This window comes from Micrococcus antarcticus (assembly GCF_044872765.1).
In the GTDB taxonomy this organism is placed as follows: domain Bacteria; phylum Actinomycetota; class Actinomycetes; order Actinomycetales; family Micrococcaceae; genus Micrococcus.
In genome coordinates this window covers 1,449,818-1,475,821 of record NZ_CP085253.1, presented here as the reverse complement: position 1 = coordinate 1,475,821, position 26,004 = coordinate 1,449,818, and the positions used below count along the sequence as shown (strand labels likewise).

The following is a 26,004-nucleotide window of genomic DNA, read 5'->3' as shown; positions in this document are numbered from 1 at the left end:
ACCGTCTCACCGGCCGGCGTCGTCCCGGTCCGCGTCCGCGCCCTCGGCCGAGCCGGTGTCCACCACCCAGTCGTCGTCCGGGTCGTCGTAGGACCGGGTGCGGCCGGTGCGCAGGTCCGTGACGTCCATGATGCCGGTCTCCGGGTGGTAACGAACGGACTGGCGGGTCGCCTCGTCCACCACCGTGATGGCCTGGGTGTCCGGGTCCCAGTCCTCCACGCGCACCTGGCCCTCGTACTCCTCGGCGGGGCCGAAGGCCGCCCGCGGCCCCCGCTCCCGGGCGCGGGCCGCGCGTCGGACGGCCGCCTTCTGCGCCTGCTCCGCGAGGCGGCGCAGGCGGTCCAGTCGGTCCTTGTCCTGGCTGACGTCCGCGCCGGGCAGGCGCCATTGGTAGCGGTACGCGAGCATGCGCACCGTGAAGACCAGGAGCGCGATCAGGAAGCCCGTGAACGCGTTCAGGGCACCGCGCTGCGCCACGAGCTCCGCCGCGGCCGCCCCCACCACGGCGGGCATCACGTACACGCCGCGGGGGTCGAAGATGGACGGCACCTCGTTGGCCACGATGTCCCGCAGCACCCCGCCGCCGAGGGCGCCCACGGTGGCCACCACCACCACGGACACCGGGTGCACGCCCATCGCGTGGGCGATCATCACGCCGGAGACCGTGAACAGGGCCAGGCCCGCCGCGTCGAACAGCGTGATGGTCAGGTTCAGGCGGTTCGGGTGGATCACTTTGACGTACACCAGCAGGGACACCAGCACGGGCGGGGCCAGGTAGATCGGGTCCTGCAGCGATGCCGGCAGGCCTCGGTCCAGGACGATGTCCCGGGTGATGCCGCCGCCCAGGCCCGCCAACAGGGCCAACGCCACGGAGCCCACCAGGTCGAAGTCCTTGCGCGCGGCCAGCAGCGCCCCGGAGACCGCGAAGAAGAACACCCCCACCAGGTCCAGGACGGTCAGCAGCCAGGGGACGTCGGCCAGCTCGGCGAACAGCTGCTGCAGGTCCACGGCGGCTCCTTTCCAGGGGGAGGGGGAATCAGTGGCGGTAGGCGCCGTCGTCGCCCTCGACGGCGCGGTCCATGGCGCTCTCCTCGACCTGCGGGGTGGGCGTGGTGGGCTCCTGGCCGCTCTCGCGCGGCGGGTCGGCGGGGCTGCCCTGGTCCCGGACGTCCGGCACGGGCGGGGCGCCGTCCGGGTCCATGCGCTGGCGCTGGGTCTCCCCGGTGATCTCCGCGCCCGGGGCCATCCACTCCTTGCGCAGGGAGACCGCGCGCAGCGTCAGGACCACGAGCATCACCGCGAGCATCGTGTAGATGCTCAGCCACTCGGCCTGGCCCAGCGCGGAGGTGGCGGCGGCGCCGATCAGCGCAGGCACGGCGTACCAGCCGCGCCCGCCGAACACGGCCGGAGGCTCGCCCGCCACCACGTCGCGCAGCAGGCCGCCGCCCACCGCCGTGACGAGCCCGAGCACCGCGGCCGAGACGGGGGAGAGGCCCCCGAGCAGCGCGATCCGGGTGCCGACCACGCAGTACACGGCCAGGCCCACCGCGTCCACGAGCATCACGGCGTTCTTGCCGCGCTCGCCGTCGAAGACCTTGAAGAACACGGCCAGGGACGCCAGCACGGGCAGGATGAGATACCACGGGTTGCGGAAGGCGGACGGGACGTCCTGGTTGACGATCAGGTCGCGGATCACGCCGCCACCGGTGCCCACCATGAGCGCCAGCAGTAGCGAGCCGACGATGTCGTACCCCTTCCGGACGGCCAGGATGGCGCCGGAGATCGCGAAGAAGAACACGCCCACCAGGTCCACCGCCGTGACGATCTGGGTGACGGCCTGGGCCACCTGGCCGGTCTCGTCGACGGCGGAGGGCAGGTCGCGCTGGAGCTCTTCCGGGTTCTTGGGGGACGTGGTCAGCAGCCAGGCGGCGACGGAGGAGGTCAGCATGGGGTCACGGTAGCGGGGACGCTCCTGTGGTGTCCCCGCGGCCCGGGTCGGCACCTTTCATGTCAGGGGTGGCGGGTAGGCGCTCCAGTCGTCGTCCGGAGCCGACGCCGGGCCCCTGTCGGTCAGAGAGCGGATGTAGGCGCCGAGATAGGGAAGGGCGAAGCGGAGGTACCCGTGTCCGTCCGGCTGCACGTAGCCGCTGTCGATGAGTCGGTTCCGATACTGATTCACATACTGGCTGTAGGAGCCGAGGCGCGCGGTGATGTCGCCGATGCGGGATCGCTCCTCGTCGACAGCCATGGCGCGGAGGAACTCCTGATCCTTGGCGGAGAGGTCGTTGAAGACCTTCGACATCACACGGTCCATCACCGCCTGCAGCCCCCGGTCGCGGGCTGCCTCGGCGGCGGACAGGTCGATCCGGGGATGGTCCGGGCGGTGTCGCCACGCGTAGTCGCCCAGCAGCTGGACGAGGTAGGGGTAGCCCTGGGCCGCGGCGATCAGCATCTCCAGGGCTTCTGCGGTGAACTCCCGGCCGCCGAGGCGTGCCGTCTCCGCGAGGACGTGGCGGGTCTCCCTCGGGGAAAGTCGGTGGAAGTCGGCGGTCCGGGAGCGGCGGAGAAAGGTCGTGTGCTGCTGTCGTACGAGCTCATCGAGGTCGACCTTGATGCCGGCGAAAGCCACCACGATGTCCGCTCCGCGGCTGATTGCATGGGAGACCTCCCGTGCGACGGCGCTGACCTCTCGTAGGCGCGTCTTGCCCGAGGAGACCTCGTCGATCGTGATGAGGATTCCGCGCACCCCGGCATGTCGGGCAACGGTCACCAGATCATTGCGCATGAGGGGACGAGAGGGACGCTCTGTGACCTCCCACGCGGCGGAGAAGTGCCAGAGCCCCAGTTCCTTGAGCTCACGTTTGGTCTGCCGGGGCAGGGAGTTCACGACGTCTGGCAACGTGCTCTCCACCAGCCTGCGTTGGAGGCCCGCGCTGGCATCCTCGCTGATCACGAGCCAACCGGCATCCCGGGCGAGGTCTTCGATCCGCTGCAGCATGGAGGTCTTTCCGGCTCCCCTCAGTCCGGACAGGAGGACGGACTGGTTCTCGCCGAAGTCATGGTCTTGGAAGACTCTGCCCATGTCGCGGAGCAGGTCTTCGTGGCCGCCGAACACGAGGGGGCGACGCCCGTACCCCGGCGTGAAGGGGCTGTTCGGCTGGTCCGGGCCGGGCACGGGATAGCGCATGCTCACATCGTATTTGTTCTTTTTGTTCGGCCGGCCCGTCAGCGCCTGCCGAACTCGGCGGCCAGCTCGGCCGCGATGCCCGTGTACGAGGCCGGCGTGAGCGCCAGCAGGCGGGCCTGAGCGCCCTCGGACAGGCCGAGGCCGGCCACGAACTCCCGCATGCGGTCCCCGTCCACGCGCTGGCCACGGGTGAGCTCCTTGAGGCGCTCGTACGGGTTGTCCATGCCCGCGACGCCGGCGATCGCCTCGGCGCGCATCACGGTCTGGATCGCCTCGCCGAGGACCTCCCAGTTGTGGTCCAGGTCGTCGGCGAGCACCGGCTCGGCCACCTGCAGCTGGCCCATGCCCTTCGTGACGTTGCTCAGCGCGAGCACCGAGTGGCCCAGGGCCACGCCGATGTTGCGCTGCGACGTGGAGTCGGTGAGGTCGCGCTGCCAGCGGGACTCCACGAGGGTGGCGCCCAGCGAGTCGAGCAGGGCGCAGGAGAGCTCGAGGTTGGCCTCGGCGTTCTCGAAGCGGATCGGGTTCACCTTGTGCGGCATGGTGGAGGAGCCGGTCGCGCCGGCCACGGGGATCTGCGCGAAGTAGCCGATCGAGATGTAGGACCACACGTCCACGCAGAAGCCGTGCAGGATCCGATTGAAGCGGGCGACGTCCGCGTACAGCTCCGCCTGCCAGTCGTGTGACTCGATCTGGGTGGTCAGCGGGTTCCAGGTGAGGCCGAGGTGCTCCACGAACGAGCGGGCGACGTCCTGCCAGTCCGCCTGCGGAGCCGCCGCCAGGTGGGCGGCGTAGGTGCCGGTGGCGCCGTTGATCTTGCCGAGGTAGGGCTGGGACTCGACGCGCGCGATCTGGCGGCCCAGGCGGTGCACGAACACGGCCATCTCCTTGCCGAGCGTGGTGGGCGTGGCGGGCTGGCCGTGCGTGCGGGAGAGCATGGGGGTCTCGGCGGCCTCGGCGGCCATCGCGGAGACGGTGGCCACGGCGGCGCGGGCAGCCGGCAGCCAGACCTGCTCGACGGCGTCGCGCACACCCACCGCGTAGGCGAGGTTGTTGATGTCCTCGGAGGTGCACGCGAAGTGCACGAGCGGCTTCAGTCGGCCCAGGCCCAGCCCCTCGAGGCGGGCGGCGATGAAGTACTCGACCGCCTTGACGTCGTGCACGGTGACGCGCTCGGTCTCGGCGAGCTCGGCCACGGAGTCCGCGTCGAAGTCCGTGACGATCGCCCGCAGGCCCGCCCGCTGCTCGGCCGTGAGCGGCTCCAGACCCGGCAGCACGGAGCGCTCGGCCAGGTGGAGGAACCACTCCACCTCCACGTGCACGCGGTTGCGGTTGAGCGCGGCCTCGGAGAGGTGCTCCACGAGCGGCTCCACCGCCGCACGGTAGCGGCCGTCCAGGGGGCCGAGGGCGATGCCGGCCTCGGCGAGGGAACGGCGGTGGGCGGTGGACGCGGGCGCGGTGGCGGAGGGCTGCGAGGTCATGGGGTCCATTCTTCCATCGCGGACGTCGCGCGGGCTGACGCCGGGCTGCTGTTCGAGGGCCGCGGAGCAGCCGAACGGGGACCCGCCGCGGCACGTGGCGTCCGTGGAGGGCGTCGCCCGCGTGGCCCGCATGGCCCGGAGACGGAGGAGGACGGAGGACGGAGGAGCCCGGGCCCGCAGAGGAGTCGGCGTCTCCGCCGTGGGCGGACCGTCACATGCCGCCCCGGACTTGACGCAGGTCACATCGACGGAGTTACCTGGACTTACCTAATGATCGTTCAGTAATTCGCGCGGCCTCTGCTCTCGACCGACCGTGCGCCCCGACAGGGAGGTGCCCACGTGACCGAGAACGCCCGGCAGACAGCCGCCCCGCACCACCCGATGCTCGCGGGCGACCGTGTGGCGCAGTGGCTCGGCGTGACCCTCGAGGCGGCGGAGAAGGATCACGCCCGCATCCGGATGACCCTGACCGAGGACCACCACAACGGCTTCGGCATGGCTCACGGCGGTGCCGTGTTCGCGTTCGCGGACGCGTGCTTCGCCCTGACCTGCAACGATCCGCGCGGGGACGGCAGCACCATCACGGTCGCCTCCGGCGTGGACGTCAACTTCCTGGCCGGCACCCGTGCCGGGCAGACGCTGACCGCGGAAGGCCGGCTCGTGGCGAAGTCCGGCCGCTCCGGCGTCTACGACATCACGGTCACCGCCGAGGACGGCGCCGTCGTCGCCGTGTTCCGCGGCCGCTCCCGGACGATCCCGGCGCCCCAGCCCGCCGCCTGACCCGACCACCTGCCCCGCATCCCAAGGAGAACGCCATGCTCGAGGCCTCGATCCCGAATCCGTACACGCCCGCACCCGTCCCGGCTGACCCGGAGGCGCGCGGCGCCAAGGACCCGGAGGAGACGATGAGCCGCGACCAGATCGAGGCGCTCCAGACCGAGCGCCTCCGCTGGTCCCTCCACCACGCCTACGAGAACGTCCCGGCGTACACCGAGCACTTCGACGCCCACGGCGTGCACCCCTCCGACTTCACCGAGCTCGAGGACCTCAGGAAGTTCCCGTACACGGACAAGGAGTTCCTGCGGAGGAACTACCCCTTCAAGGCGTTCGCGGCGAAGGGCTCCGAGCTGCGCCGCATCCACGCCTCCTCAGGCACCACGGGCCAGCCCACCGTGGTCGGCTACACCGATGACGACCTCGCCACCTGGGCGACCCTCGTGGCCCGCTGCTTCCGGGCCTCCGGCGTGCGCCCCGGGGACATCGTGCACAACGCGTACGGCTACGGCCTGTTCACGGGCGGCCTCGGCGCCCACTACGGTGCGGAGCGCATCGGCGCGGCCGTGATCCCGATGTCCGGCGGGCAGACGGAGAAGCAGGTCCAGATCATCACGGACTTCCAGCCCACGACGATCCTCTCCACCCCCACCTACCTGCTCACCATCGCCGACGGCTTCCGCAAGCTCGGCCTGGACCCGCGCAAGAGCTCACTCCAGCGCGCGATCCTGGGCGCCGAGCCGTGGACGGAGGAGATGCGCCGCGAGATCGAGCAGACCTTCGAGATCGACGCGCTGGACATCTACGGGCTCTCCGAGGTCATGGGCCCCGGCGTGGCCGGCGAGTCCGTGGAGACGAAGGACGGCTTGCACATCTGGGAGGACCACTTCCGCCCCGAGATCATCGACCCGTTCACGGACGAGGTGCTGGAGACCGGCCGCCCCGGCGAGCTCGTCTTCACCTCGCTCACCAAGCAGGCGCTGCCGATCATCCGCTACCGCACGCACGACCTCACCCGCCTGCTGCCCGGCACCTCGCACCCGGGCCACCGCCGCATGGGCCGCATCACCGGCCGCTCCGACGACATGATCATCCTGCGCGGCGTGAACCTCTTCCCCTCGCAGATCGAGGAGCTCGCCCTCCAGATTCCCACGCTCTCCCCGCACTTCACCCTCGAGATCACGCGGCCGAACCGCATGGACGAGATGGCCGTGAACATCGAGCGCCGCGTGGAGGCCACCCTGGAGGCCGCCCAGGAGGGCGCGCGCCTGCTGCAGAAGGAGATCAAGACGAAGATCGGCTCCTCGTGTGCCATCAACGTCGTGGAGCCGGACACCCTGACCCGCTCCTCCGGCAAGCTCAAGCGCGTCTACGACCTGCGCGACAAGGCCTGATCCGGCCGGAGCCCGGCCCGCGCCCGTCGGAGGCGGACGGCGGCCCGCGCCCGCCGTCGTCGTCCGTCCCCGCGCGGCGGCTACGCTGGGTCAGCCGACCCGCATGCCAGGCCCCGAGAGGACACCGTGACCGACCCCCAGCCCGACGCCGCCGTCGCCGGCCTGCCCCGCCGCGGGCGCCCCGGCTACGACCGCGAGACGCTGCTGGCGGTGTGCGTGGACGTGTTCAACCGGCACGGCTACGAGGCCACGTCCATGGGGATGCTGGCCACGCACCTGGGGATCTCCAAGTCCGCGATCTACCACCACGTGCAGTCCAAGGAGGCCATCCTCGGCCAGGCCCTCGACGACGCGCTGGGCGCCCTCGAAGCCTCGATCGACGCCGTCCAGGCCGGTCCCGGTGCGCCCGGGGAGAAGGTGGAGGCGGCGGTGCGCGGCACCCTGCGGGTCCTCGTGGCCAGGATGCCCGAGGTCACGCTGCTGCTGCGCCTGCGCGGCAACTCGGACGTGGAGCTGGCCGCGATGGAGCGGCGGCGAGCCATCACCCGGCGGCTCGGCGAGCTCGTGGAGGCCGCTCAGGCCGAGGGGACGGTGCGCTCGGACGTGACACCGCGCAACCTCGCCCGTCTCATGCTCGGCATGATCAACTCGATCGTGGACTGGTACCGGCCGAACGGGGCCCAGCCCGGGCACAAGTCCGTGGAGGAGATGGTGGAGGCCGTCACGGGCGTGGTGCTGGGCGGCCTGCGGGGCTGACCGGCGTCCACGCCCGGGACGTCATGTGCCGTCGAGCGCGGCCTTCACGTTCCTGACGATCGAGGCGGCTCGCCTCTCGGCGTCCGCGGGGGCGTCGCCCTCGGTGGTCCCCTGGCTCACCGAGATGATCCGGCTGCCGTCCTGCACGGCCATGACGTGGCTGTAGACCGAGCCCACGGGTCGTGCGGTGTACGCAGTGCCGCCCTCCCATGCCACATCCTCCAGCTCGCGCACGCCCGTCCCGGGCAGGTCGGCCCCGGCGCAGGCCGCGGCGGCCGTGCGGGCCTGCTCCATGTCGGCGCGCGCCGCCGCCTCGTCCGGGAAGGACTCCACCCGCACGCCCATCGGCGTGACCTCCGCCTTGGGAGAGGCCGTCATGGACGGGACGGGGGAGGCGGTCGACGCCCCACCGACGGTGGCCGCCGTGGTGGGCTGGACGATGAAGTCCACCCAGGCGGCGTCCGCGTCCGCCGAGCGCTCCAAGGCGCCGCGCGTGGCGTCCAGGCAAGTGCGCTGCTCCGGGCTCCACGACGGCGCAGGCGAGGCTCCGGCGGCCGCGGTCTGCTCGATGTCCTCCGCAGCCCGGCGGAGCTCGGTCTGGCGCTCGGGCGGCGAGGCCTTGCTCAGGCCGACCTCCGCGCCGGGGCCGGCGGCCAGGAGCACGGCCTGCTTCACGGCCTTGACGTGCTCCGCGTCCAGGGCGGCGGGCATGTCCAGGGAGAGGGCGCGGGAGGAGCCTGAGGGGGTCGCGGACCCGCTCGTCGGGCCCGTGGACGCGGGGGCTGCGCCGGACGAGATGACGCCCGCGGGGGAGGAGGTCGAGGAGGCGCCGGCGTCCCCGTTCCCCGCACATCCGGCGAGGGCGAGGGCGCTCGCGGCGACGACGCCGAGCCGGGACAGGCGGCGGGCGGTGGTGCGAGGAGTCGTCATGACCGAACTGTAGGGCGACCGTGACGCGTCCCACAAGGCCGCCCGCTGAGGGACGCAGGTCGGGCGGAGGCGCGAGGCCGCGGGTCAGGCGGAGGTGCGTGCCTCCGTGGAGGCCGCCCGGCCGGGGACGTCCGCCGCCGTCGCCGTCTCCTGGGCCGGAGGCCACTCGGGAGGGAGCGCGTCGGCCACGTCGAGGAGCCGGCGGGCGGCTGCCTCCTCGAAGTCCTCTCGGGTGAGCGAGCCGGGGTCGCCCGTGTACAGGTACGCCAGCCGGCGGGAGCCCCTCGCCACGTCCAGGGACCACCAGACCTCTCCCTCCTCGAAGGCCAGCCCCGGGTGGGAGGTGGACTCGAAGGTGACGCCGTCCGCCGTGAACGGGCGTTCGTCGGCAGCGCCGAGAGCACCGGTGGCCTGGACGTCGGCACACGCGTGGAACTCCTCGTCCAGGTTCTCCACGTGCCGGCGCAGATCCGCCGCCCGGTCTGTCTCGCTCAACAGGACCGACTCCAGCACGCTGTCCTTGAAGTCCAGCCCGGCGTCGTCGGCGATCATCTCGTCCTCGAGGGTCACCTCGTATTCCCACACCGGGGTGGACAGTTCGTGGTCCGACCGCGCGCGGACGGCGGCGACGCACTCCTCCTCACCCACCACGAGGGAGGCGTCGGAAGGCAGCTCGTCGAGGTCCGCGAGGGTCATCTCCAGGCGGTCCGCGGGCGTCAGGAGATCGGCCGCGGGGAGCCCCACCGCGTCGAACGTCTCCCACAGGGCCTCCGCCCGCCGGTCGATCTCGTCGACGGTGAGGGGGAGGGCGTCGACATACGCCTGCGGATCGGTCTCGTCCAGTGGGCGCGTCGCCGCCGGGGATGTCGAGCCGTTCCCCTCGGACGCGGCGGGCGAGGACGCGCTGGAGGCGGAGCTGTCAGCCCGGGCGGAGGAGGCCGGACTTGCGGTGGCCGTCGTCTCCGTAGGCGTGGGCGGGATCGGCGTGGCGGACCCGTCGGCCGAGGTGGCGCCGGCGGAGGACGACGCGGCGGCCGGGGCGCCGTCGCCCGCGCACCCGGTGAGGGCGAGGGCGACCGCCGCGAGGGTGCAGCCGAGGACGCGGCGGGAGAAGGGGGTCCGGAGCGTCATGGGGCGACTGTACGACGACGAGCCGCCCGGGCGCGCAGGATGCGCACCGGACGGTCCGGCGTCGTGATGAGGCGGGGATCAGCCCAGCGGCGTGTCCTTGTCGCCCAGGTTCCAGTCTTCCACCGGGCCGAGGTTCTCCCCGTCCGGCCCGTAGCGGTAGAACCCCTGGCCGTCGGCCACGCCGCTGTGGCCCTCGGCGATGCTCTTCTCGAGCAGTTCAGCGAAGCCGAGCTGCCAGTCGACGCCCGTGTTGCGGGAGACGTTGGCGGCCACGTGGAAGCCCACGATGTCATAGGTCTGGAACGGGCCGCGCTCGTTGCCGGTGGCCACGCGCCAGGTGCGGTCGATGTCCGCCGGGTTGCCCACCCCGTGCATGTACAGCTTGGAGCCGGCCTGCAGCCACGGGATGAGCAGGGAGTTGAGGAAGTAGCCCGGGATCTCCTTGCGCACGTGCACGGGGACCATGCCGGTCTCCTCGGCGAACTGCAGTGCTCCCGCGACGGCCTCCGGCGAGGTCGCGGCGGTGCCCATGACCTCGGCGGTGTTCTGCGCCCAGATGCGGTTGGCGTAGTGCAGGGCCAGGAAGCGCTCCGGATGGCCGCTGGCGTCGGCGAAGTCCGAGGGCAGCAGGGAGGAGGTGTTCGTGGCGAACAGGGTCGTGGCGGGGGCGAGCTCGCCCACCTGGGCCCACACCTTGCGCTTGAGCTCCAGGTTCTCCGGGACGGCCTCGATCACGATGTCCGCATCCGCCAGGGCCTCGGCCAGGTCCGACGTCGGGGTGATGCGGGCGATGGCCTCGTCGAAGCGGGCGGCGTCGTAGCCCTCGCCCAGGTCGGCCTCGTAGCCCTGGCGGATCCACGCCCAGCGCTTGTCGAGGTTCTCGAGGGCGGCGGGGACGGCGTCGTACGCCATGACCTTCTTGCCGTGGTAGGCGGCCTGCATGATGATCTGCGAGCCCAGCACGCCGGTGCCCAGCACCGTCACCTGCTCGAAACGAGTGAATTCGGACATGGGATGACCTTCTCTCTCAATGGTCCGTGGGGGACATCAGGCACAACGGAGCGTGCCGCCGCGTTGTTCCCGGCCGCCGCGGCCGGTGCCTCGGGCGGACGGCTCACGCGCGGGGCGTCGGGGGCCTGCCGACTCACGCCCGGACGTCGGCCGCCTGGTCCCCGGCCATGGGCCAGGTCTTGGCGACGAGCGTCAGCACGTCGTACTGCGCGCAGAGCTCGTCGTTCTGGTTGTGCAGGCGGCAGTCCCAGGCGACCTCGCCGTACTCGTCCGTCACACGCGGGGTGATCCTCTTGGCGGTGAGGGTCACGCGGATCGCGTCGTCGTAGGTGACGGGCGTGATGAAGCGCAGGTGCTCCAGGCCGTAGTTGGCGAGCACCGGGCCCGGATCCGGGGCCACGAAGAGGCCGGCGGCCCAGGAGACCAGCAGGTAGCCGTGGGCCACGCGGCGCGGGAAGAACGGGTTGGCCATGGCGGCCTCCTCGTCCGTGTGCGCGTAGAACCTGTCCCCGGTCTTCTCAGCGAACTCCGTGATCTCCTCGAGGGTCACGGTGCGCAGGCCGGAGGCGAACTGGTCGCCGACCTTCAGCTCCTCGAGCGACTTGTAGAACGGGTGCTTCTTGGCGCCGGCGTCCACCTGCTCGCGAGTGGCGGTGTCCGCCGCGGCACCCGGGTGCCACACGCCGGTGATGGCGGTGAGGATGTCCGGGGAGCCCTGGATCGCGGTGCGCTGCATGTAGTGCTTGACGGCGCGGATCCCGCCGAGCTCCTCGCCGCCGCCGGCGCGGCCCGGGCCGCCGTGCACGAGCACGGGCACGGGGGCGCCGTGGCCCGTGGTGGTCTTGGCGGTCTGGCGGTTGAGGACGTGCACGCGGCCGTGGTGCGCGCCGATCCCGGCGGCGAACGCGCGGGCGGTCTCGCCGTCGTTCGTGGCCACGGTGGCCACGAGCGAGCCGCAGCCCATCGCGGCCAGCTCGACGGCGTCGTCGACGTCGGCGTAGCCCAGCACCGAGGCGACCGGGCCGAACGCCTCGACGCTGTGCACCTCGGGGGTGCGGGCGTCGGCGAACGAGAGCACGGTGGGGGCGAAGAACGCGCCGGCCTCGGCGTCCGCGGTGCCCGTGTCCCCGTCAGGACCGCCGAGGCGGACCTGGCCGCCGGCGTCGACGAGGCGCTGCACGGCCTTGCGGACCTCGGACTGCTGCTCCTTGGAGGCGAGCGCGCCCATGGTGGTGCCCTCGCTGCGGGGATCGCCGAGGACCACCTTCGCGGAGAGGCGCTCGGTGAGGGCGGCGGTGACGGCCTCGGCCATGGCGGCGGGGACGATCACGCGGCGGACGGCCGTGCACTTCTGACCCGCCTTGACCGTCATCTCCTGGAAGACCACCTTGACGAACGCCTCGAACTCCGGGGTGTCCGGGGTGGCGTCCGGTCCGAGGATGGCCGCGTTGAGGGAGTCGGTCTCGCCGGTGAAGCGCACGCCGCCGTCGATCACGTTGGGGTGCTTGCGCAGGGTCTGGGCGGTGTGGGCGGAGCCGGTGAAGGCCACGTGGTCGCGGTAGTCGAGGTGGTCCAGGAGGTCCCGGGCCGAGCCGGCGATGAGCTGGATGGAGCCCTCGGGGAGGATGCCGGAGTCCACCATGAGCTCCACGCACTTCTGCGTGACGTAGGCCGTGGGGGTGGCCGGCTTCACGATCGTGGGGACGCCGGCCACGAAGGCGGGGGCGAACTTCTCGAGCATGCCCCACACCGGGAAGTTGAACGCGTTGATCTGCACCGCGACGCCGGGCACGCGCTGGTAGACGTGTTCGCCGATGAACGAGCCGTCCTTGGAGAGCGGCTCGACGTCGCCGTCGATGATCACGTTGGCGTTCGGAAGCTCGCGGCGGCCCTTGCCGGAGAAGGTGAAGAGCGTGCCGATGCCGCCGTCGACGTCGAAGGCGTGGTCGCGCTGCGTGGAGCCCGTCGCGAAGGAGAGGTCGTAGAGCTCCTGGATGCGGGAGTTCAGGTAGAGCGCGAGCTCCTTGAGCTTGAGGGCGCGCTCGTGGATGGTCAGCTCGCCGAGGCTCTTCTGGCCGACGGAGCGGGCGTAGTCGATGGCCGCCGCGGTGTCGAGGCCCTCGGTGGAGACGTCCGTGAGGTGCTCGCCGGTGTTGGCGTCCGCGACGGGCGTGACCGTGGAGGGGCTCTCCGGGGTCCACCAGGCGCCGCGGACGTAGCTGGGCAGGATCTGGGGGAGGGCGGGGGCGGAGGACGGTGCGGTGACGGTCACGTGGGTCTCCTGACGTCGAGGGCGCGGATGGGTCCCGACCGATCGGTCGGTTATTGGGCTCGAGCCTAGCCGAGACGCGCATCACGCGGGAGGGGGCGGGGGCGCCGTCGTCGTCGTGACGCGGTCGTCGTCGTGACGCGGTGCCGGCGCGGGCGGTTGCCACCCGGGGCGCCGTCGCCGCCCATGCGCCAAGGCAGGCACACGCGCCGCTACGCATATTCGTAGCGGCGCGTGTGCCTGCCTCGCTGAGGGGTGGGTGCGGGCGTTCTCCACAGATCTGCCGTCCCGACGACGACGGGCCCCCTCCGTCGGGCACGCTCAGGGCATGCCCCGCGCCCCCGCCCCGCTGCCGCCCATGCGATGCGGCTTGAGCGACGAAGAGCGCACTCCCACGGTGTTCTCCACTCCGGCGGCGCAGGAGGCGGGGGTGTCGGCCAGCCGCCTGCGGCGCGGCGACCTCGTCTCGCTCGGGTACGGACTGTGGCGGCTGCGCGAGGTGGAGCCTGCGCAGCTGGATCTGCTGCGCGCCCTGCAGGACCTCCACCCGGAGGGGGTGTTCACCCATGCGACGGCGGCGAGGGTGCTCGGGCTGTGGCTGACCGGGCGGCTGGGGGCTGGCGCTGTCATCCATCTCGCGGAGCCCCGGCATCACGGCGGGGGCACGCAGCGCCCGGGCCTGCGGTGCCATCGGCTCCCGCCGGACGCGCCGGTGCGGGTCGTCGACGGCGTCCGCGTGACCACCTCCCCGTGGACGTTCGTGGACCTCGCGAAGGGTGGAGCGCATCTGGACGCCCTCGTCGCGCTGGGGGACAGCATCGTGAGGGTGGCTCACTCGGAACGCCGCCGTCGTGAGCTGCCGCCCGGCGTGGGCACGCTGGTGGAGCTGAGGGAGGGCGTGGCGAGTCGGCCGCGGGTCAAGGGCATCCGCGCGGCGCGCGAGGCGCTCGACCTCGTCCGCTCGGGATCCGGCTCGCCCCAGGAGAGCCGCCTCCGGGTGGCCGTCGTCCTGGCCGGCGTCGACGAGCCTGAGGTGAATCCGCGCATCGTCCTGTCCACGGGGCAGTGGCTGCGCGTGGACCTGGCCTGGCTCGATGCGAAGGTGATCGTGGAGTACGACGGCGACCAGCACCGCACGGATCAGCGTCAGTGGCGGGAGGACGTCGAGAGGGACGCCAACCTGAGGGCGGACGGGTGGGAGGTGATCCGCGTGACGGCGGACGTCTTCCGGCCGGCGCATCTGGAGACGTTCCTGTGGCAGCTGCGGGGACACCTCGCCCGGCGATCGCCCGTGGGAGGGGGCGCGCGGTGACCACATCCCGGGAGGCAGTCGTACACGCCGCTACCGATTCACGTAGCGGCGTGTACGACTGCCTCCGCGCTTCGCCCCACCGCCCCACTGCCCCGCCCCGTCCGGACGACTCATCGGCCGCCGCGCAGACCCCGCGTAGACTCGTCCCCGTCCCTGGGACACACCCCGCCCCCACCTGGAGAGCTCCTCACCGCATGCTGCGCACCATGTTCCACGCCAAGATCCACCGGGCCACCGTGACCCAGGCGGACCTGCACTACGTGGGGTCCGTGACCGTGGACCAGGACCTCCTCGACGCCGCCCAGATCCTCCCGGGCGAGCTCGTGAGCATCGTGGACGTCACCAACGGCGCCCGCCTCGAGACCTACACGATCGCGGGCGAGCGCGGCTCCGGCGTCATCGGCATCAACGGCGCGGCCGCCCACCTCGTGCACCCCGGCGACATCGTGATCCTCATGGCCTACGCGCAGATGGACGACGCCGAGGCGCGCTCCTTCAAGCCACGCGTCGTCCACGTGGACGAGGCCAACCGCATCAAGGAGCTCGGCTCCGACCCCGCGGAGGCGCTGCTCGACGGCGTCGCGCGTGCCCCGCTCTCCCGTGGCTGGGACGAGGCGCAGGCCGAGCTCTGAGCGGGAGGCTCCGGCCCTCGACGCCGGTCCCTCGCCCGCTGGGCCCCGGCTGTGCATCCCTGACCCGCGGCCCCCTTGCCGCGCGCGGCGGTTTGCGGAAGCGTGGGCGGTGAGGCGCAGGGACACCCCCGGACGCCCCCACCGAAGGAGTGCCCCATGCAGATCACGGACAAGGTCTTCGTCGTTACCGGAGCGGGCAACGGCATCGGACGCGAGGTGACGCTCGAGCTGCTGCGCCGCGGAGGCCGCGTGGCCGGCGTCGATCTGCGCGCCGGGTCCCTCGAGGAGACCGCCCGCCTCGCCGGCGCCCGCGACCGCTTCACCGCCCACCCGCTCGACATCACCGACCACGACGGGGTCGGGGCCCTGCCCGAGCAGGTCCTCGCCGCGCACGGCCAGGTGGACGGCCTGGTCAACGTGGCCGGCATCATCCAGAAGTTCGTGACGTTCGAGGAGCTCGACGAGAAGGAGATGCGTCGGGTGATGGAGGTGAACTTCTGGGGCACCGTGAACACCTGCCACGCGTTCCTGCCGCATCTGCTGGCCCGCCCGGCCGGCAGCGTCGTGAACGTCTCCTCCATGGGCGGCTTCGTCCCTGTGCCCGGCCAGACCCTCTACGGTGCGTCCAAGGCCGCCGTGAAGCTGCTGACCGAGGGCCTCTACGCCGAGCTGCGCGACACGAAGGTGGACGTCTCCGTCGTCTTCCCCGGCGGCGTCTCCACCTCCATCACCGAGAACTCCGGCGTGACGGCTCCCGGTGGCGCGGGCGCACCGCCTGAGCAGGTGGCCACCGAGGCCGCGGCGGGCTCGCCCACCCCGGGTGCGGGAGCCGCGAAGCCCACGGACGGCAAGGGCAAGAAGCAGGCCGAGCCCCAGACCATCACCCCGCAGGAGGCGGCCCGCATCATCGTGGAGAACGCGGTGGAGAAGGGCGCCTACCGCGTCACCGCCGGCAAGGACTCCACCACCATGGACCGCATCTCCCGCCTGTCCCCGAAGCGCGCCACGGACATGATCGCCAAGCAGATGGCGGCCCTGCTCGGCTGACACCCGCCCCACGCACGACGACGGCCCCCCCCTGGTTCGGTGGGGGCCGTCGCCTGGCGCGGGGGGAGGGGCGGGACGAGAGGGTCGACGCCTGCGCGGGGGTTCGAGGGTCCGGTGGACCGGGCGGCGTCTCACCCCGCCGGCAGGGACACCGCACCCAGCGACCGCCGGCCTGCGCGCATCGCCGTCGCATGGCTGGCGCGCATCGCCGCCCGCGCGCCCGGCACCGCGGCGACGGCGCGCATCCACGGGGTGCCCAGGACCACCTCCTGGTGCCACGCCACGGTGCAGCGCGTGCCGGGGCGGACGCCGTCGTCGTGGACCTCGACGCGCACCGTGCCCTCCAGGTCCCCCTTGAGGCGCGCGAGCAGGACGCCGCGCGCGCGGTCGTCCACCACGCGCTCCATGGTCAGGCGCACGGGGACGAAGCCGATCAGGCGGATCCCCGCGCGCTCGCCGACGCCGCCGGGGACGACGTCGCCGCGCGTGCGGTCCGTGACGTCCCACGCGGCCGGGATGGCCGGCCACCACTCGGGGTAGCGCAGCGGGTCGCCCAGCAGGTCCATCGCCTCGGCGGCCGGCAGCGGCACCGACCACGCGTGCGAGAAGACGAAGGGCCGATCACGACGGCGGGCGGGGTGCGGGGGCATGCGTCCTCCGGGGGGGGGGGGGTAAGACGGGCAGGACAGGCGGGAGCGGTGCGGGCGGGCCGGGCGGGACAGGCGGGAGCGGGGCGGGCGGGAGCCGGGGCCGAGTCTAGGCGCGGCGACCCCACGGGGCGCGCGACGGGTGCACACATGAAGACCTGTGCAGGTATGCTGAAGAACGTGAACCCCCAGATCATTCAGGCAGCGGAGCTGTTCAAGGTCCTCGCCTCCCCCGTGCGCGTCGCCGCGCTGGTGCGGATGGCGCAGGCGCCCGCGAGCGTCTCCGCGCTGGCCGACGACGCGGGGGTCACGCACACGCTGATGTCCCAGCATCTGCGCGTCCTCAGGATGAGCGGCCTCGTGCGATCAGAGCTGAACGGCAAGACCCGCACCTACTCGCTCACCGACGACCACGTGTCCCACATCGTGCGGGACGCGGTCCACCACGCAGCCGAGGAGGCTCACCATGACGACCATTGACCACACCACCCACGCCGTCCACCCCGAGCACGACCACGCGCACGGCCCGTCCTGCGGCCACGAGCCCGTCGAGCACGGCGACCACGTGGACTACAAGCACGACGGCCACCTGCACCACGTGCACGGCGACCACGTCGAGGAGTGCGACACCTGCTCCTGCACCCACTGCGCGGAGGGCACCGCCTGCTCCTGCGCCACGTGCACCTGCCAGGACTGCACCTGCGCCACCTGCACGCACGCCGCCTGACCTCACCTGACGCGGCCCGCGCCGCGCACGAGGACGGCCCCCACCGAACCGGTGGGGGCCGTCGTCGTCTGCGGGGGCGGGAGCGCCGGGCCAGGCCCGGCCGATCCGCCCCGGCGGCGCTCAGCGGTAGTCGAAGAACCCCTTGCCGGACTTCCGGCCGAGCTCGCCGCGGGCCACCATGTCCCGCATGAGCTGCGGCGGGGCGAAGCGCTCGCCGAGCTGGGACTCGAGGTACTCGGCGATTCCGAGGCGCACGTCCAGGCCCACGATGTCCGTCAGCGCGAGCGGGCCGACGGGGAACTTGTAGCCGAGCACCATGGCGGCGTCGATGTCCTCGGGGGAGGCCACGCCCTCCTCGACCATGCGGATGGCCTCGAGCGCGATGGCCACGCCGAGGCGCGACGACGCGAAGCCGGGCGCGTCCTTCACCACGACCGGGGTCTTGCCCAGGCCGCGCACCCACTCGGTGGAGAGGGCGGTGAGCTCCTCGCCGGTCTGCTCGCCGATGACGACCTCCACGAGCTTCGAGGCCGGAACCGGGTTGAAGTAGTGCAGACCGCAGAAGCGCTCGGGGCGCTGCAGGTGGCGGGCGATCTCGTCCACGGACAGCGAGGAGGTGTTCGTGGCGAGCCACGCGTCCTCGGCCAGGTGCTTCTCGACGTCGGTGAGGGCGTCGATCTTGACCTGCATGTCCTCGAAGACGGCCTCCACCACGAGCCCGCAGCGGGCGAAGTCGGCGCGGTCCAGGGAGATCGTGAGGCGCTCGGCCCACACGTCCAGGTTGCCGTCCAGCTTGCCGCGCTCGAGGGACTTCGCGAGGTCCGCCTCGATCCGCTCCTTGGCTGCCTCGGCCGACTGCGCGTCGCGCTCCACCACGATCACCTCGGCGGCACCGGAGGTGAGGAAGGCGTGGGCGATGCCGCCGCCCATGCGGCCGCCGCCGAGGACGCCGACGACGTCGGGCACGGACGCGCGGGAGGTGTCAGGGGTGTTCTGGGTCTCGGTCATGGAAGTCCTCACTTCTTCTTGCGGTCCAGGAACGCCTGCATGCGCTCGAACTTGGCCTCGGACTCGAACAGGATGGCCTGCGCGATCTCGTCCACGTGGGGGTGGGCCTCGCGGGGCAGGTGGAACACGCGCTTGGACAGGCGCACCGCCAGGGGGTCCTGCTGCGCGATGCGGTCCGCCAGGGCGTGGGCAGCGTCCTCCAGGTGGTCCGGCTCGTGCAGCTCGGTGACGAGCGTGAGGTCCAGGGCCTCCTGGGCGTCCAGGATGCGGCCGGCCAGCAGCAGCTCGAGGGCCACCGGCTCGCCGACGAGCTCCTTGAGGCGCCACTGCGCGCCCGCGGCAGCCGTGATGCCGAGGCCGGTCTCCGGCTGGCCCATCTTCAGGGAGGGCGTGGCGATGCGGAAGTCCGCCGCGTACGCGAGCTCGGCGCCGCCGCCCAGGGCGAAGCCGTCGATCGCGGCGATGACGGGCATCGGCAGGCGGTGGATGCGGTCGAACACCTGCGAGTTCACGCCGCGCAGGGCGTCGTCGCGGCGCCGCTCGCGCAGCTGGCCGATGTCCGCGCCGGACGCGAAGATGCCCGAGAACGTGCCGGGGGCCTTCTTCGACTCCACCTGCGTGCCCGAGATGATGAGGATCTTGGGGTTCTGCTCGAGGTGTGCGCACACCGCGTGGAACTCGTCCACCATGGTCGCGTCGATCGCGTTGCGCACCGCGGGGCGGTCCATGCGCGCGTGGAGCCGGTCCTCGCGCTCCTCGATCCGCAGGGCGGTGAAGTCCGCCGCGGCCAGGCGCGGGCCCACGACGTCGGGATCCGCTTCGGCCTGAGGGGTCTCGCGGGTCTCGGCCATGCTCACACCTTCTCCACGAGCATCGCGGAGCCCTGGCCCACGCCCACGCACATCGTGGCCAGGCCCCTGTCCGCGCCCTCGCGCTCCATCCGACCGAGCAGCGTGACCACGAGGCGCGACCCCGAGGAGCCCAGCGGATGGCCCAGGGCGATCGCGCCGCCGTCGGCGTTGACGGTCTCCGGGTCCAGGCCGAGGCGACGCATCGAGGCCAGGGACTGGGTGGCGAAGGCCTCGTTGAGCTCGACGGCGCCCAGATCCGCCACGGACCAGCCGGAGCGCTCGAGGGCCTTCTCGGTGGCCGGGACGGGGCCCAGGCCCATGATCTCGGGAGCCAGGCCCGCCGAGGTGGACTCCACGACGCGGGCCCGCGGGGTCAGGCCGTACTTCTGGGCGGCCCGCTCGGAGACGACGAGGATCGCGGAGGCGCCGTCGTTCAGGGAGGAGGAGTTGCCGGCGGTGACCACGCCGTCCTTCTTGATGATCGGGCGCAGGCCGGCGAGCACCTCGGGGGTGGAGCCGGGGCGGGGGCCCTCATCCGTGTCCACGATCGTCTCGGCGCCCTTGCGGCTCGTGACGACGACGGGCACGATCTCGTCCGCGAAGCGGCCGGCCTCGATGGCGGCCAGTGCACGCTCGTGCGAGCGGGCGGCGAAGGCGTCGGCGTCCTCGCGGGTGATGCCGTCCACCTCGCCGACCTCCTCGGCGGTCTCCGGCATGGAGAAGGTGAACTTCTCGCCGAACTCGCCGTCCGCGAAACGCGGGTTCACGAAACGCCAGCCGATCGCGGTGTCGAAGGCCGCGCCGGGCTTGGCGAACGCGGTGGTCGGCTTCTCCATGACCCAGGGGGCTCGGGACATGGACTCCACGCCGCCGGCCACGACGACGTCGGCCATGCCGGAGCGCACCATGGCGGTGGCGATGCCGATGGCAGACATGCCCGAGGCGCAGAGGCGGTTCACGGTGATGCCCGGGACGGTGTCCGGGAAGCCTGCCAACAGCCAGGCCATGCGGGCGACGTTGCGGTTCTCCTCGCCGGCGCCGTTGGCGTTGCCGAGGATGACGTCGTCCACGACCGACGGGTCGATGCCGGCGTCCTCGATCACGGCCTTGATGGTCAGCGCGGCGAGGTCGTCCGGGCGCACGGAGGAGAGGGCGCCGCCGTAGCGGCCGACCGGGGTGCGGCGACCTCCGACGAGCAGGGCCTGGGAAGGGGTGGACATGCGGGGTCTCCTTGCGTTGCGGGCGGGCGCCGGGGAGTGGGGCGCCAGGGGCGCACCGAATTACCGACCGTGCGTTCAGGTATCAGTATCCCGGCCCGGTGTGACGGGGGTCAACCAGGGCGCGGGGTGTGACGGGGCGAGGACGTGATGGACGCCGTCGCCGGCGCCGCCGTGCCGCTCGCGCGCGCCCTCACGGCGGCGGGCGTCTCCTCGCCGTGGGCCGCGTCCCCAGAGGGCCCGACGCACGGGACCCGCGGACCCGACCACCTCACCTCGTCAGGTGCCGAGCCGGGCACAGCGAACGGCGCCTCCTCCCGTGGAGGAGGAGGCGCCGTCGTCGTGTGTGGCGGGCGGAGCCCGTCAGCGGAGGGTGATCAGGCGGAGACCACCGGGGTGGAGCGGGTCGCGACGACCTCCTCGTCGTGCAGCTCGCGGTCCTGGATGCCCTTGGGCACCAGGAGGACGGCGATCAGGGAGATCGCGGAGATGCCCACGATGTACCAGGCGACGTACTCCCAGCCGTTCTTGACGAGGAGATCGGCGATCAGCGGGGCGAAGGCGCCGCCGATGATGGTGCCGAGGGCGTATCCGATGGAGACGCCCGAGAAGCGGACGCGAGCCGGGAACATCTCGGCGTACATGGCGGACTGCGGGCCGTACGAGGGGCCGAGGCCCATCGTCAGCACGAACAGGGCCAGGGCGAAGAGCGGCAGGGAGGCCGTGTTCAGCAGGCTGAACAGGGGGAACGCCCAGGCGATCAGGATCGCGTAGCCGACGACGAACGTGGTCTTGCGGCCGATCTTGTCGGAGATCCAGCCGCCGAACAGGGTGAAGATGAACCAGCCGAGGCCGCCCACGAGGCTCGCGGTCAGCACCTCTGTGGAGGTCATGCCCAGGCCCTTGGGGCCGCCGTACTTGGAGAACCAGGCGATCAGCAGGTAGCCCACGCCGTTGTTGGCCGCGAAGATCACGGCGGCGAGGATGACCTCCTTGGTGTGGCCGCGGAACAGCTCGCCCAGGGGGGCGGACTCCTTGGCCTTGAGCTGCTGCATCTCCTTGAAGACCGGGGACTCCTCCACGGCCTTGCGGATGAAGTAGCCGACCACGATCAGGATGATCGAGATCAGGAAGGGGATGCGCCAGCCCCAGGTGAGGAAGGCCTCCTCGGTCATGTTGGAGCGCACCAGGAAGAGCGCGCCGGTCGCCAGGATCATGCCGAGCGGCACGCCGACCTGGGGGGCCGCGCCGAAGAGGCCGCGCTTGCCCTTGGGGGCGTGCTCGACGGCCAGGAGGGCCGCGCCGCCCCACTCGCCGCCGGCGGAGAAGCCCTGGAGAAGGCGCAGCAGCACGAGAAGGATGGGGGCCCACACGCCGATCTGGGCGTAGGTGGGCAGGACGCCGATGAGCGTGGTGGCCACGCCCATGCCGATCAGGGTGAAGGACAGGACGATCTTGCGACCGAACTTGTCGCCGAGGTGGCCCGCGATGATGGCGCCGAGGGGGCGCACGAGGAACGAGATGCCGAGGGTGACCCAGGCGGCGATCTGCGAGCCGGTCGAGCCCATCGGGGCGAAGAACAGGGCGGCGAAGACCAGTGCGGTGGCCTGGGCGAAGATGAAGAAGTCGTACCACTCGATGGTGGTGCCGACGAGGGTGCCGGCGAGGACCTTGCGCTCCTCTCGGGGGTCGCGGGCGGCCGGGGCGGCTGGGGAGGCGACGGTATGGCTCATGGGTGCTCCTGGGGTGAGGGGCTGCGGCCTGCGGTGCGAGACGGCGAGAGACGCATGTGACCGACCGTTCGGTCGGGAAGTGACACAGGTCACCGTATACGATGTGGTGTGACTCGCGCCACGCCCTCGAGGGATGTCGTGATTGTGACGTCCCCCACGGCCCGCTCGACGGCGCCGCCCGCCCCCTCTCACGGAGGGGGCAGGCGGCGCCGTGGTCTGGGTGTCGCGGGGGCCTGTGGAGGACGGAGGGCTCAGCCGCGGCCGGTGAACTCCGGCTTGCGCTTCTCCTGGAAGGCCTTGAAGCCCTCCGCGTAGTCGGCGGTGCCGCACAGGTCGCCCTGCGCCACGTTCTCCGCGTCGAGGGACTCCCACAGGCCGACGCGCTCGTCACGGATCTGGCGGACCAGCTCCTTCGACGCGCGGAAAGCCAGCGTCGCGCCGGAGGCCACCTGGGCGGCCTTGGCACGGGTGAACTCCAGCAGCTCCTCGGCCGGGACCGCGCGGGAGAACAGGCCCGCCTGCACGGCCTCGGCCCCCGAGATCAGCTCGGCGGTGTAGATGAGGTCGAGCGTGCGGTGCGCGCCCAGGCGCTCGGTGAACAGCCAGTGGCCACCCGAGTCCAGGGTGGCGCCGAGGTTGGCGAACGGCGAGCCGATCTTGGCGTTCTCGGCCACGTAGACCACGTCGGTGGCGATCGCGAGGCCGAGTCCCACGCCGAGGCACGCGCCCTGCACGGCCGCGAACGTCGGCACCGGGATCTCCGACATCGTCCGCAGCACGGGGGTGACCCTGTCCCGCAGGTACGCGGTGGCGTCGTCGTCGGCGGGCGTGACGTGGGAGATGTCCCGGCCCGCGCAGAACCCGCGCCCCTCGCCGCGCAGCAGCACGGCGCGGACCTCGCCGGTCTCGACGCCGGCCGAGGCCTCCGCATAGGCCTCGCCGAGCTCGGCCAGGGCGGCCTCGTCGAGGGCGTTCATCTTCTGGGGCGCGTCGAGGACGATCTCGGCGACGCCGTCGGCGATGCTCAGCTGGATCACGGGGGCTCCTTCGGGCGGCTCGGTCTGGCTCAGGCGGGGCGGGCGCGGATCAGGCGTCGAAGTCGACGGTGATGGCGTCCGAGGTGGGGCGGGTCTGGCACGTGAGGACGTAGCCGGCGTCGACCTCGTCCTTCTCGAGGGCGTAGTTCTCGCCCATCTCGTACGTGCCGTCGGTGACCTTGGCGCGGCAGGTGCCGCACACGCCGCCGGCGCACGCGAACGGGACGTCCGAGCGCACGCGCAGGGCGGCGTTCAGGATGGTCTCGTGCGCGGACGCGGGGGAGTCGACCTTGGCGGTGAGGCCGTCGAGGTTGAACTCGATGGTGACGTTCTTGCCCGAGGGGTCCACCTCGACCACGCGGCCGGACTGGCCCTGCGGGTTCTCCGGCTTGCCGGTGGTGAACAGCTCGAAGCGGATGTCGTCCTCGGACACGCCGCGCTTCGCGAGCGTGTCGCGCATGAGCTGCACGAGCTCGAACGGCCCGCAGAGGAACCACTCGTCGGTGCCGTCCACGTCGATCACCTGGTTGAGCAGGGTCTCGAGCTTCTCGGCGTCGATGCGGCCGGAGAGCAGCGGGGAGACGCGCTGCTCGCGGGAGAGCACGTGGTGCACGGAGAAGCGGGCGGGGTACTTGTCCTTGAGGTCGCCGAGCTCCTCGGCGAACATCACGTCCATGGCCGAGCGGTTCGCGTAGACCAGGTCGAAGCGCGAGGTCTCCGACGCGGCCAGCACGGCCTTCGCGATCGCCATGATGGGCGTGATGCCCGAGCCCGCGGCGAACGCCACGAGGTGGGCGTTGCCCTTCTTGGCCACCTGCTCCGCGGCCACCTTCTCGGCGTCGTTGAGCGAGGTGATGTGCGAGCGCGAGGTGAACGCGCCCTGCGGGTTCATCACGTCGATCTTCTCGCCCACCTGCAGCTGCTCGTTCGCCCAGGTGGAGAACCGGCCGCCGAAGTCCTTCTTCACGGCCACGCGGATCTCGCCGCGCGTCGGGACGGCGCAGATGGAGTACGAGCGGCGGACCTCCTGCCCCTCCAGCTCCTTGCGCAGGGCGACGTACTGGCCCGGCACGTAGTCGTAGTCGTCCGCGAGCTCCTCGGGCACCGTGAAGGTGACCTCCACGGAGTCCTCGGTGAGCCTGCGCAGCTCGGTCACCTCGAGGGTGTTGAAGGCGGCGCGGCGCTTGCCGGCGGCGGGGGCGGCGGTGGTCTCGGTCATCAGTGCACCTTGAAGTAGTCGAAGGGCTCGAGGCACTCGTTGCAGGTGTACAGCGCCTTGCACGAGGTGGAGCCGAAGCGGGTGATCTCGCGGGTGTTCAGGGAGTGGCAGCGGGGGCACTTGACGGTCAGCCCGATCCGCACGGGGCCGCCGTCGGCGCGCGCCGACGGCGGGGCGATCCCGTACTCGTTGAGCTTGGCCTTGCCCTCGTCCGTCATCCAGTCCGTGGTCCACGCCGGCTGGAGGACCAGCCGCACCTCCGCCTCCGCGAACCCGGCGCGGGTGAGCGCGCGGGTCACGTCCGTGGAGATCGTCTCCATCGCGGGGCAGCCGGAGTACGTGGGGGTGATGACGACGACGGCCTTCTCGCCCTCCGCGTGCGCGTCCCGGAGGATCCCCAGGTCCGCGATGGACAGCACGGGGATCTCCGGGTCGTGCACGGTGGAGGCCGCGTCCCAGACCCGCGCGTCGGCGGGGTCGGCGGGGCGCAGCTCGCTGGCGGTGGTCACCAGGTGGCCCCCGGGTGACGGCGGGCCAGGGACTGCATCTCGGCCAGGATGTAGCCGCGGTGCTCGCTCATCTCACCGGAGCGGTCGCCGCCGCGGGCGGTGCCCGTCGCGGGGACCTGCAGGCCGGCCGCCGTGATGGCGGACGTCAGGCGGGACATCGTGGGCTCCTCGAGGGAGGAGGGGAGCACCGCGACGCCCTCCTCCGCGAGCGAGCGGGTGAGGTCGTCGTCGTGGAAGAGCTCGGGCACGTAGGGCCACAGCTCGTCCAGGCCGCGCTGCATGCGGCGCGCCGACTCCTCGGTGCCGAGGCCCAGGCGGTTGAGCCACTCGGCGGCGTGGTCCTGGTGGTACAGGACCTCCTTGAGCGCCTTGTCCGCGATGGCGGCCAGGGTGGCGTCCGTGGACTCCTTCAGGCGCGAGTAGAGCTCGTACGCGTAGAAGGAGAAGTACAGCTGACGCGCGATGGTCTTGGCGAAGTCGCCGTTCTCGGCCTCCACGAGGCGGACGGAGCGGAACTCCTCCTCGTCGCGGAAGTAGGCCAGGTCGTCCTCGCCCTTCCCCCACGCCGTGCCGGCGTAGGAGAGGAGGAAGCGGGCATGGCCGACGAGGTCCAGGGCGATGTTGCCGAGGGCGATGTCCTCCTCGAGCTCCGGGGCGCGGGAGATCCACCAGGAGAGGCGCTGGCCGAGCATGAGCGAGTCGTCGCCCAGGTACACGGCGTAGCGGGCCACCTCGTCCGAGGCCTTCTGCTCACCGGAGGAGATCTCCTCCGCGGTGATGGCGACGCCGGCGGAGTGCTTCGTGGCGGAGTCGTTGGTCGCGAAGCTCACAGGTGGGGCACCCCCTCGGACTTCTGGTAGTAGGTGGCGTGGCGGTAGGACTTGCCCTGGGCGGACTCGAAGAAGCCGCCCTTGGAGTCCGGGTCCGAGGCCGCGATCGCGTCCGCGGGGACGACCCACACGGAGGTGCCCTCGTTGCGGCGCGTGTAGAGGTCACGGCCGTTGCGCAGCGCCATGGTGGCATCCGGGGCGTGCAGCGAGCCCGCGTGCACGTGGGAGAGGCCGCGGTTCGCGCGGACGAAGACCTCCCAGAGGGGCCACTCGTTCGAGGCGGAGGTGTTCTCGGTCATGGA

At 72.1% G+C, this 26,004-nt stretch carries 26 protein-coding genes; 8 read left to right on the top strand and 18 right to left on the bottom strand.

Annotated features, from left to right (window positions below; translation table 11 throughout):
* Positions 1 to 6: 6 nt before the first annotated feature.
* Genes LG274_RS06830 through purB form a run of 4 tightly spaced genes read right to left on the bottom strand, consistent with a single transcriptional unit; the run spans position 7 to position 4,668 of the window.
* A complete protein-coding gene (locus LG274_RS06830; protein WP_298712155.1) occupies positions 7 to 1,008 on the bottom strand; it encodes a trimeric intracellular cation channel family protein in 1,002 nt (333 codons plus the stop codon).
* A gap of 28 nt (positions 1,009 to 1,036) precedes the next feature.
* The gene (locus tag LG274_RS06825; RefSeq protein WP_298712157.1) at positions 1,037 to 1,948 is read right to left on the bottom strand and encodes a trimeric intracellular cation channel family protein; all 912 of its coding nucleotides are present in this window, start codon (positions 1,946 to 1,948) and stop codon (positions 1,037 to 1,039) included.
* Positions 1,949 to 2,005: 57 nt separating this feature from the next.
* Positions 2,006 to 3,187 carry an ATP-binding protein gene (locus LG274_RS06820; RefSeq protein ID WP_298712159.1) on the bottom strand — a complete coding sequence of 394 codons (1,182 nt, stop codon included), beginning with the start codon at positions 3,185 to 3,187 and terminating at the stop codon, positions 2,006 to 2,008.
* A gap of 38 nt (positions 3,188 to 3,225) precedes the next feature.
* Positions 3,226 to 4,668, bottom strand: a complete 1,443-nt coding sequence (gene purB, locus LG274_RS06815) for an adenylosuccinate lyase (protein WP_404463555.1) — start codon at positions 4,666 to 4,668, stop codon at positions 3,226 to 3,228.
* A gap of 381 nt (positions 4,669 to 5,049) precedes the next feature.
* Between purB and LG274_RS06810 the strand changes: the two genes are divergently transcribed.
* From LG274_RS06810 to LG274_RS06800, 3 genes are all read left to right on the top strand, one after another.
* Complete coding sequence (locus tag LG274_RS06810) at positions 5,050 to 5,448, top strand: PaaI family thioesterase (protein WP_298712691.1); 399 nt, start codon at positions 5,050 to 5,052, stop codon at positions 5,446 to 5,448.
* Positions 5,449 to 5,483: 35 nt separating this feature from the next.
* The gene (locus LG274_RS06805) at positions 5,484 to 6,836 is read left to right on the top strand and encodes a phenylacetate--CoA ligase family protein (protein WP_298712163.1); all 1,353 of its coding nucleotides are present in this window, start codon (positions 5,484 to 5,486) and stop codon (positions 6,834 to 6,836) included.
* Between the two features lie 126 nt (positions 6,837 to 6,962).
* The gene (locus LG274_RS06800) at positions 6,963 to 7,592 is read left to right on the top strand and encodes a TetR/AcrR family transcriptional regulator (RefSeq protein ID WP_298712165.1); all 630 of its coding nucleotides are present in this window, start codon (positions 6,963 to 6,965) and stop codon (positions 7,590 to 7,592) included.
* Between the two features lie 21 nt (positions 7,593 to 7,613).
* Here LG274_RS06800 and LG274_RS06795 read toward each other — a convergent pair whose 3' ends face one another.
* From LG274_RS06795 to paaZ, 4 genes are all read right to left on the bottom strand, one after another.
* The gene (locus LG274_RS06795; protein ID WP_298712167.1) at positions 7,614 to 8,522 is read right to left on the bottom strand and encodes a hypothetical protein; all 909 of its coding nucleotides are present in this window, start codon (positions 8,520 to 8,522) and stop codon (positions 7,614 to 7,616) included.
* Between the two features lie 84 nt (positions 8,523 to 8,606).
* The gene (locus LG274_RS06790) at positions 8,607 to 9,653 is read right to left on the bottom strand and encodes a hypothetical protein (protein WP_298712169.1); all 1,047 of its coding nucleotides are present in this window, start codon (positions 9,651 to 9,653) and stop codon (positions 8,607 to 8,609) included.
* 78 nt (positions 9,654 to 9,731) lie between these two features.
* Positions 9,732 to 10,664, bottom strand: coding sequence for a 3-hydroxyacyl-CoA dehydrogenase (locus LG274_RS06785; protein ID WP_298712171.1), 933 nt, complete (start codon positions 10,662 to 10,664; stop codon positions 9,732 to 9,734).
* A 133-nt stretch (positions 10,665 to 10,797) separates the two neighbouring features.
* Positions 10,798 to 12,936 (bottom strand): phenylacetic acid degradation bifunctional protein PaaZ, encoded by a 2,139-nt coding sequence (gene paaZ, locus LG274_RS06780; protein ID WP_404463551.1) that lies wholly within the window; start codon positions 12,934 to 12,936, stop codon positions 10,798 to 10,800.
* A gap of 325 nt (positions 12,937 to 13,261) precedes the next feature.
* Between paaZ and LG274_RS06775 the strand changes: the two genes are divergently transcribed.
* The 3 genes from LG274_RS06775 (at position 13,262) to LG274_RS06765 (ending at position 15,924) form a co-directional block, all read left to right on the top strand.
* Positions 13,262 to 14,245, top strand: a complete 984-nt coding sequence (locus tag LG274_RS06775; protein WP_404463549.1) for an endonuclease domain-containing protein — start codon at positions 13,262 to 13,264, stop codon at positions 14,243 to 14,245.
* 194 nt (positions 14,246 to 14,439) lie between these two features.
* Entirely contained in the window at positions 14,440 to 14,877 is a 438-nt protein-coding gene (panD, locus tag LG274_RS06770) for an aspartate 1-decarboxylase (protein ID WP_404463547.1), read from the top strand.
* A 156-nt stretch (positions 14,878 to 15,033) separates the two neighbouring features.
* A complete protein-coding gene (locus LG274_RS06765; RefSeq protein ID WP_404463545.1) occupies positions 15,034 to 15,924 on the top strand; it encodes an SDR family NAD(P)-dependent oxidoreductase in 891 nt (296 codons plus the stop codon).
* Between the two features lie 131 nt (positions 15,925 to 16,055).
* Here the strand turns inward: LG274_RS06765 and LG274_RS06760 are convergent, their stop codons facing one another.
* Positions 16,056 to 16,574 (bottom strand): SRPBCC family protein, encoded by a 519-nt coding sequence (locus LG274_RS06760; RefSeq protein WP_298985264.1) that lies wholly within the window; start codon positions 16,572 to 16,574, stop codon positions 16,056 to 16,058.
* 177 nt (positions 16,575 to 16,751) lie between these two features.
* Between LG274_RS06760 and LG274_RS06755 the strand changes: the two genes are divergently transcribed.
* Together LG274_RS06755 and LG274_RS06750 are read left to right on the top strand one after the other, a co-directional pair.
* On the top strand, positions 16,752 to 17,051 hold the full coding sequence (locus LG274_RS06755; protein WP_298985262.1) for a helix-turn-helix transcriptional regulator: 300 nt from the start codon (positions 16,752 to 16,754) through the stop codon (positions 17,049 to 17,051).
* Positions 17,038 to 17,298: a hypothetical protein gene (locus tag LG274_RS06750; RefSeq protein ID WP_298985261.1), complete on the top strand. Its 261-nt coding sequence runs from the start codon at positions 17,038 to 17,040 to the stop codon at positions 17,296 to 17,298. The genes LG274_RS06755 and LG274_RS06750 overlap by 14 nt, the downstream gene beginning before the upstream one ends.
* A 120-nt stretch (positions 17,299 to 17,418) precedes the next feature.
* On the opposite strand, the gene LG274_RS06745 is transcribed toward LG274_RS06750, so the two are convergent.
* From LG274_RS06745 to paaB, 9 genes are all read right to left on the bottom strand, one after another.
* On the bottom strand, positions 17,419 to 18,306 hold the full coding sequence (locus tag LG274_RS06745; protein WP_404463542.1) for a 3-hydroxyacyl-CoA dehydrogenase family protein: 888 nt from the start codon (positions 18,304 to 18,306) through the stop codon (positions 17,419 to 17,421).
* 8 nt (positions 18,307 to 18,314) lie between these two features.
* Entirely contained in the window at positions 18,315 to 19,157 is an 843-nt protein-coding gene (locus LG274_RS06740; protein ID WP_298712193.1) for an enoyl-CoA hydratase/isomerase family protein, read from the bottom strand.
* Positions 19,158 to 19,159: 2 nt separating this feature from the next.
* Positions 19,160 to 20,377 carry a thiolase family protein gene (locus tag LG274_RS06735; RefSeq protein ID WP_298985257.1) on the bottom strand — a complete coding sequence of 406 codons (1,218 nt, stop codon included), beginning with the start codon at positions 20,375 to 20,377 and terminating at the stop codon, positions 19,160 to 19,162.
* 374 nt (positions 20,378 to 20,751) lie between these two features.
* The gene (locus LG274_RS06730; protein ID WP_298985255.1) at positions 20,752 to 22,107 is read right to left on the bottom strand and encodes an MFS transporter; all 1,356 of its coding nucleotides are present in this window, start codon (positions 22,105 to 22,107) and stop codon (positions 20,752 to 20,754) included.
* Positions 22,108 to 22,358: 251 nt separating this feature from the next.
* Positions 22,359 to 23,144: an enoyl-CoA hydratase/isomerase family protein gene (locus LG274_RS06725; protein WP_404463539.1), complete on the bottom strand. Its 786-nt coding sequence runs from the start codon at positions 23,142 to 23,144 to the stop codon at positions 22,359 to 22,361.
* A gap of 49 nt (positions 23,145 to 23,193) precedes the next feature.
* Entirely contained in the window at positions 23,194 to 24,363 is a 1,170-nt protein-coding gene (gene paaE / locus LG274_RS06720) for a 1,2-phenylacetyl-CoA epoxidase subunit PaaE (protein WP_404463537.1), read from the bottom strand.
* The gene (gene paaD / locus LG274_RS06715) at positions 24,363 to 24,872 is read right to left on the bottom strand and encodes a 1,2-phenylacetyl-CoA epoxidase subunit PaaD (protein WP_298712201.1); all 510 of its coding nucleotides are present in this window, start codon (positions 24,870 to 24,872) and stop codon (positions 24,363 to 24,365) included. The genes paaE and paaD overlap by 1 nt, the downstream gene beginning before the upstream one ends.
* Complete coding sequence (paaC, locus tag LG274_RS06710) at positions 24,869 to 25,702, bottom strand: 1,2-phenylacetyl-CoA epoxidase subunit PaaC (protein ID WP_404463535.1); 834 nt, start codon at positions 25,700 to 25,702, stop codon at positions 24,869 to 24,871. The genes paaD and paaC overlap by 4 nt, the downstream gene beginning before the upstream one ends.
* Positions 25,699 to 26,001 (bottom strand): 1,2-phenylacetyl-CoA epoxidase subunit PaaB, encoded by a 303-nt coding sequence (gene paaB / locus LG274_RS06705; RefSeq protein WP_248117358.1) that lies wholly within the window; start codon positions 25,999 to 26,001, stop codon positions 25,699 to 25,701. The genes paaC and paaB overlap by 4 nt, the downstream gene beginning before the upstream one ends.
* Positions 26,002 to 26,004 lie beyond the last annotated feature (3 nt).

Excerpts from the sequence above, each read along its gene's own strand:
- LG274_RS06825 (WP_298712157.1), bottom strand. The coding sequence starts at position 1,948 with ATGCTGACCTCCTCCGTCGCCGCCTGGCTGCTGACCACGTCCCCCAAG.
- LG274_RS06820 (WP_298712159.1), bottom strand. The coding sequence starts at position 3,187 with ATGCGCTATCCCGTGCCCGGCCCGGACCAGCCGAACAGCCCCTTCACG.
- purB (WP_404463555.1), bottom strand. The coding sequence starts at position 4,668 with ATGACCTCGCAGCCCTCCGCCACCGCGCCCGCGTCCACCGCCCACCGC.
- LG274_RS06810 (WP_298712691.1), top strand. The coding sequence starts at position 5,050 with ATGCTCGCGGGCGACCGTGTGGCGCAGTGGCTCGGCGTGACCCTCGAG.
- LG274_RS06805 (WP_298712163.1), top strand. The coding sequence starts at position 5,484 with ATGCTCGAGGCCTCGATCCCGAATCCGTACACGCCCGCACCCGTCCCG.
- LG274_RS06795 (WP_298712167.1), bottom strand. The coding sequence starts at position 8,522 with ATGACGACTCCTCGCACCACCGCCCGCCGCCTGTCCCGGCTCGGCGTC.
- LG274_RS06790 (WP_298712169.1), bottom strand. The coding sequence starts at position 9,653 with ATGACGCTCCGGACCCCCTTCTCCCGCCGCGTCCTCGGCTGCACCCTC.
- LG274_RS06785 (WP_298712171.1), bottom strand. The coding sequence starts at position 10,664 with ATGTCCGAATTCACTCGTTTCGAGCAGGTGACGGTGCTGGGCACCGGC.
- LG274_RS06775 (WP_404463549.1), top strand. The coding sequence starts at position 13,262 with ATGCCCCGCGCCCCCGCCCCGCTGCCGCCCATGCGATGCGGCTTGAGC.
- panD (WP_404463547.1), top strand. The coding sequence starts at position 14,440 with ATGCTGCGCACCATGTTCCACGCCAAGATCCACCGGGCCACCGTGACC.
- LG274_RS06765 (WP_404463545.1), top strand. The coding sequence starts at position 15,034 with ATGCAGATCACGGACAAGGTCTTCGTCGTTACCGGAGCGGGCAACGGC.
- LG274_RS06760 (WP_298985264.1), bottom strand. The coding sequence starts at position 16,574 with ATGCCCCCGCACCCCGCCCGCCGTCGTGATCGGCCCTTCGTCTTCTCG.
- LG274_RS06750 (WP_298985261.1), top strand. The coding sequence starts at position 17,038 with ATGACGACCATTGACCACACCACCCACGCCGTCCACCCCGAGCACGAC.
- LG274_RS06745 (WP_404463542.1), bottom strand. The coding sequence starts at position 18,306 with ATGACCGAGACCCAGAACACCCCTGACACCTCCCGCGCGTCCGTGCCC.
- LG274_RS06740 (WP_298712193.1), bottom strand. The coding sequence starts at position 19,157 with ATGGCCGAGACCCGCGAGACCCCTCAGGCCGAAGCGGATCCCGACGTC.
- LG274_RS06735 (WP_298985257.1), bottom strand. The coding sequence starts at position 20,377 with ATGTCCACCCCTTCCCAGGCCCTGCTCGTCGGAGGTCGCCGCACCCCG.
- LG274_RS06730 (WP_298985255.1), bottom strand. The coding sequence starts at position 22,107 with ATGAGCCATACCGTCGCCTCCCCAGCCGCCCCGGCCGCCCGCGACCCC.
- paaE (WP_404463537.1), bottom strand. The coding sequence starts at position 24,363 with ATGACCGAGACCACCGCCGCCCCCGCCGCCGGCAAGCGCCGCGCCGCC.
- paaB (WP_248117358.1), bottom strand. The coding sequence starts at position 26,001 with ATGACCGAGAACACCTCCGCCTCGAACGAGTGGCCCCTCTGGGAGGTC.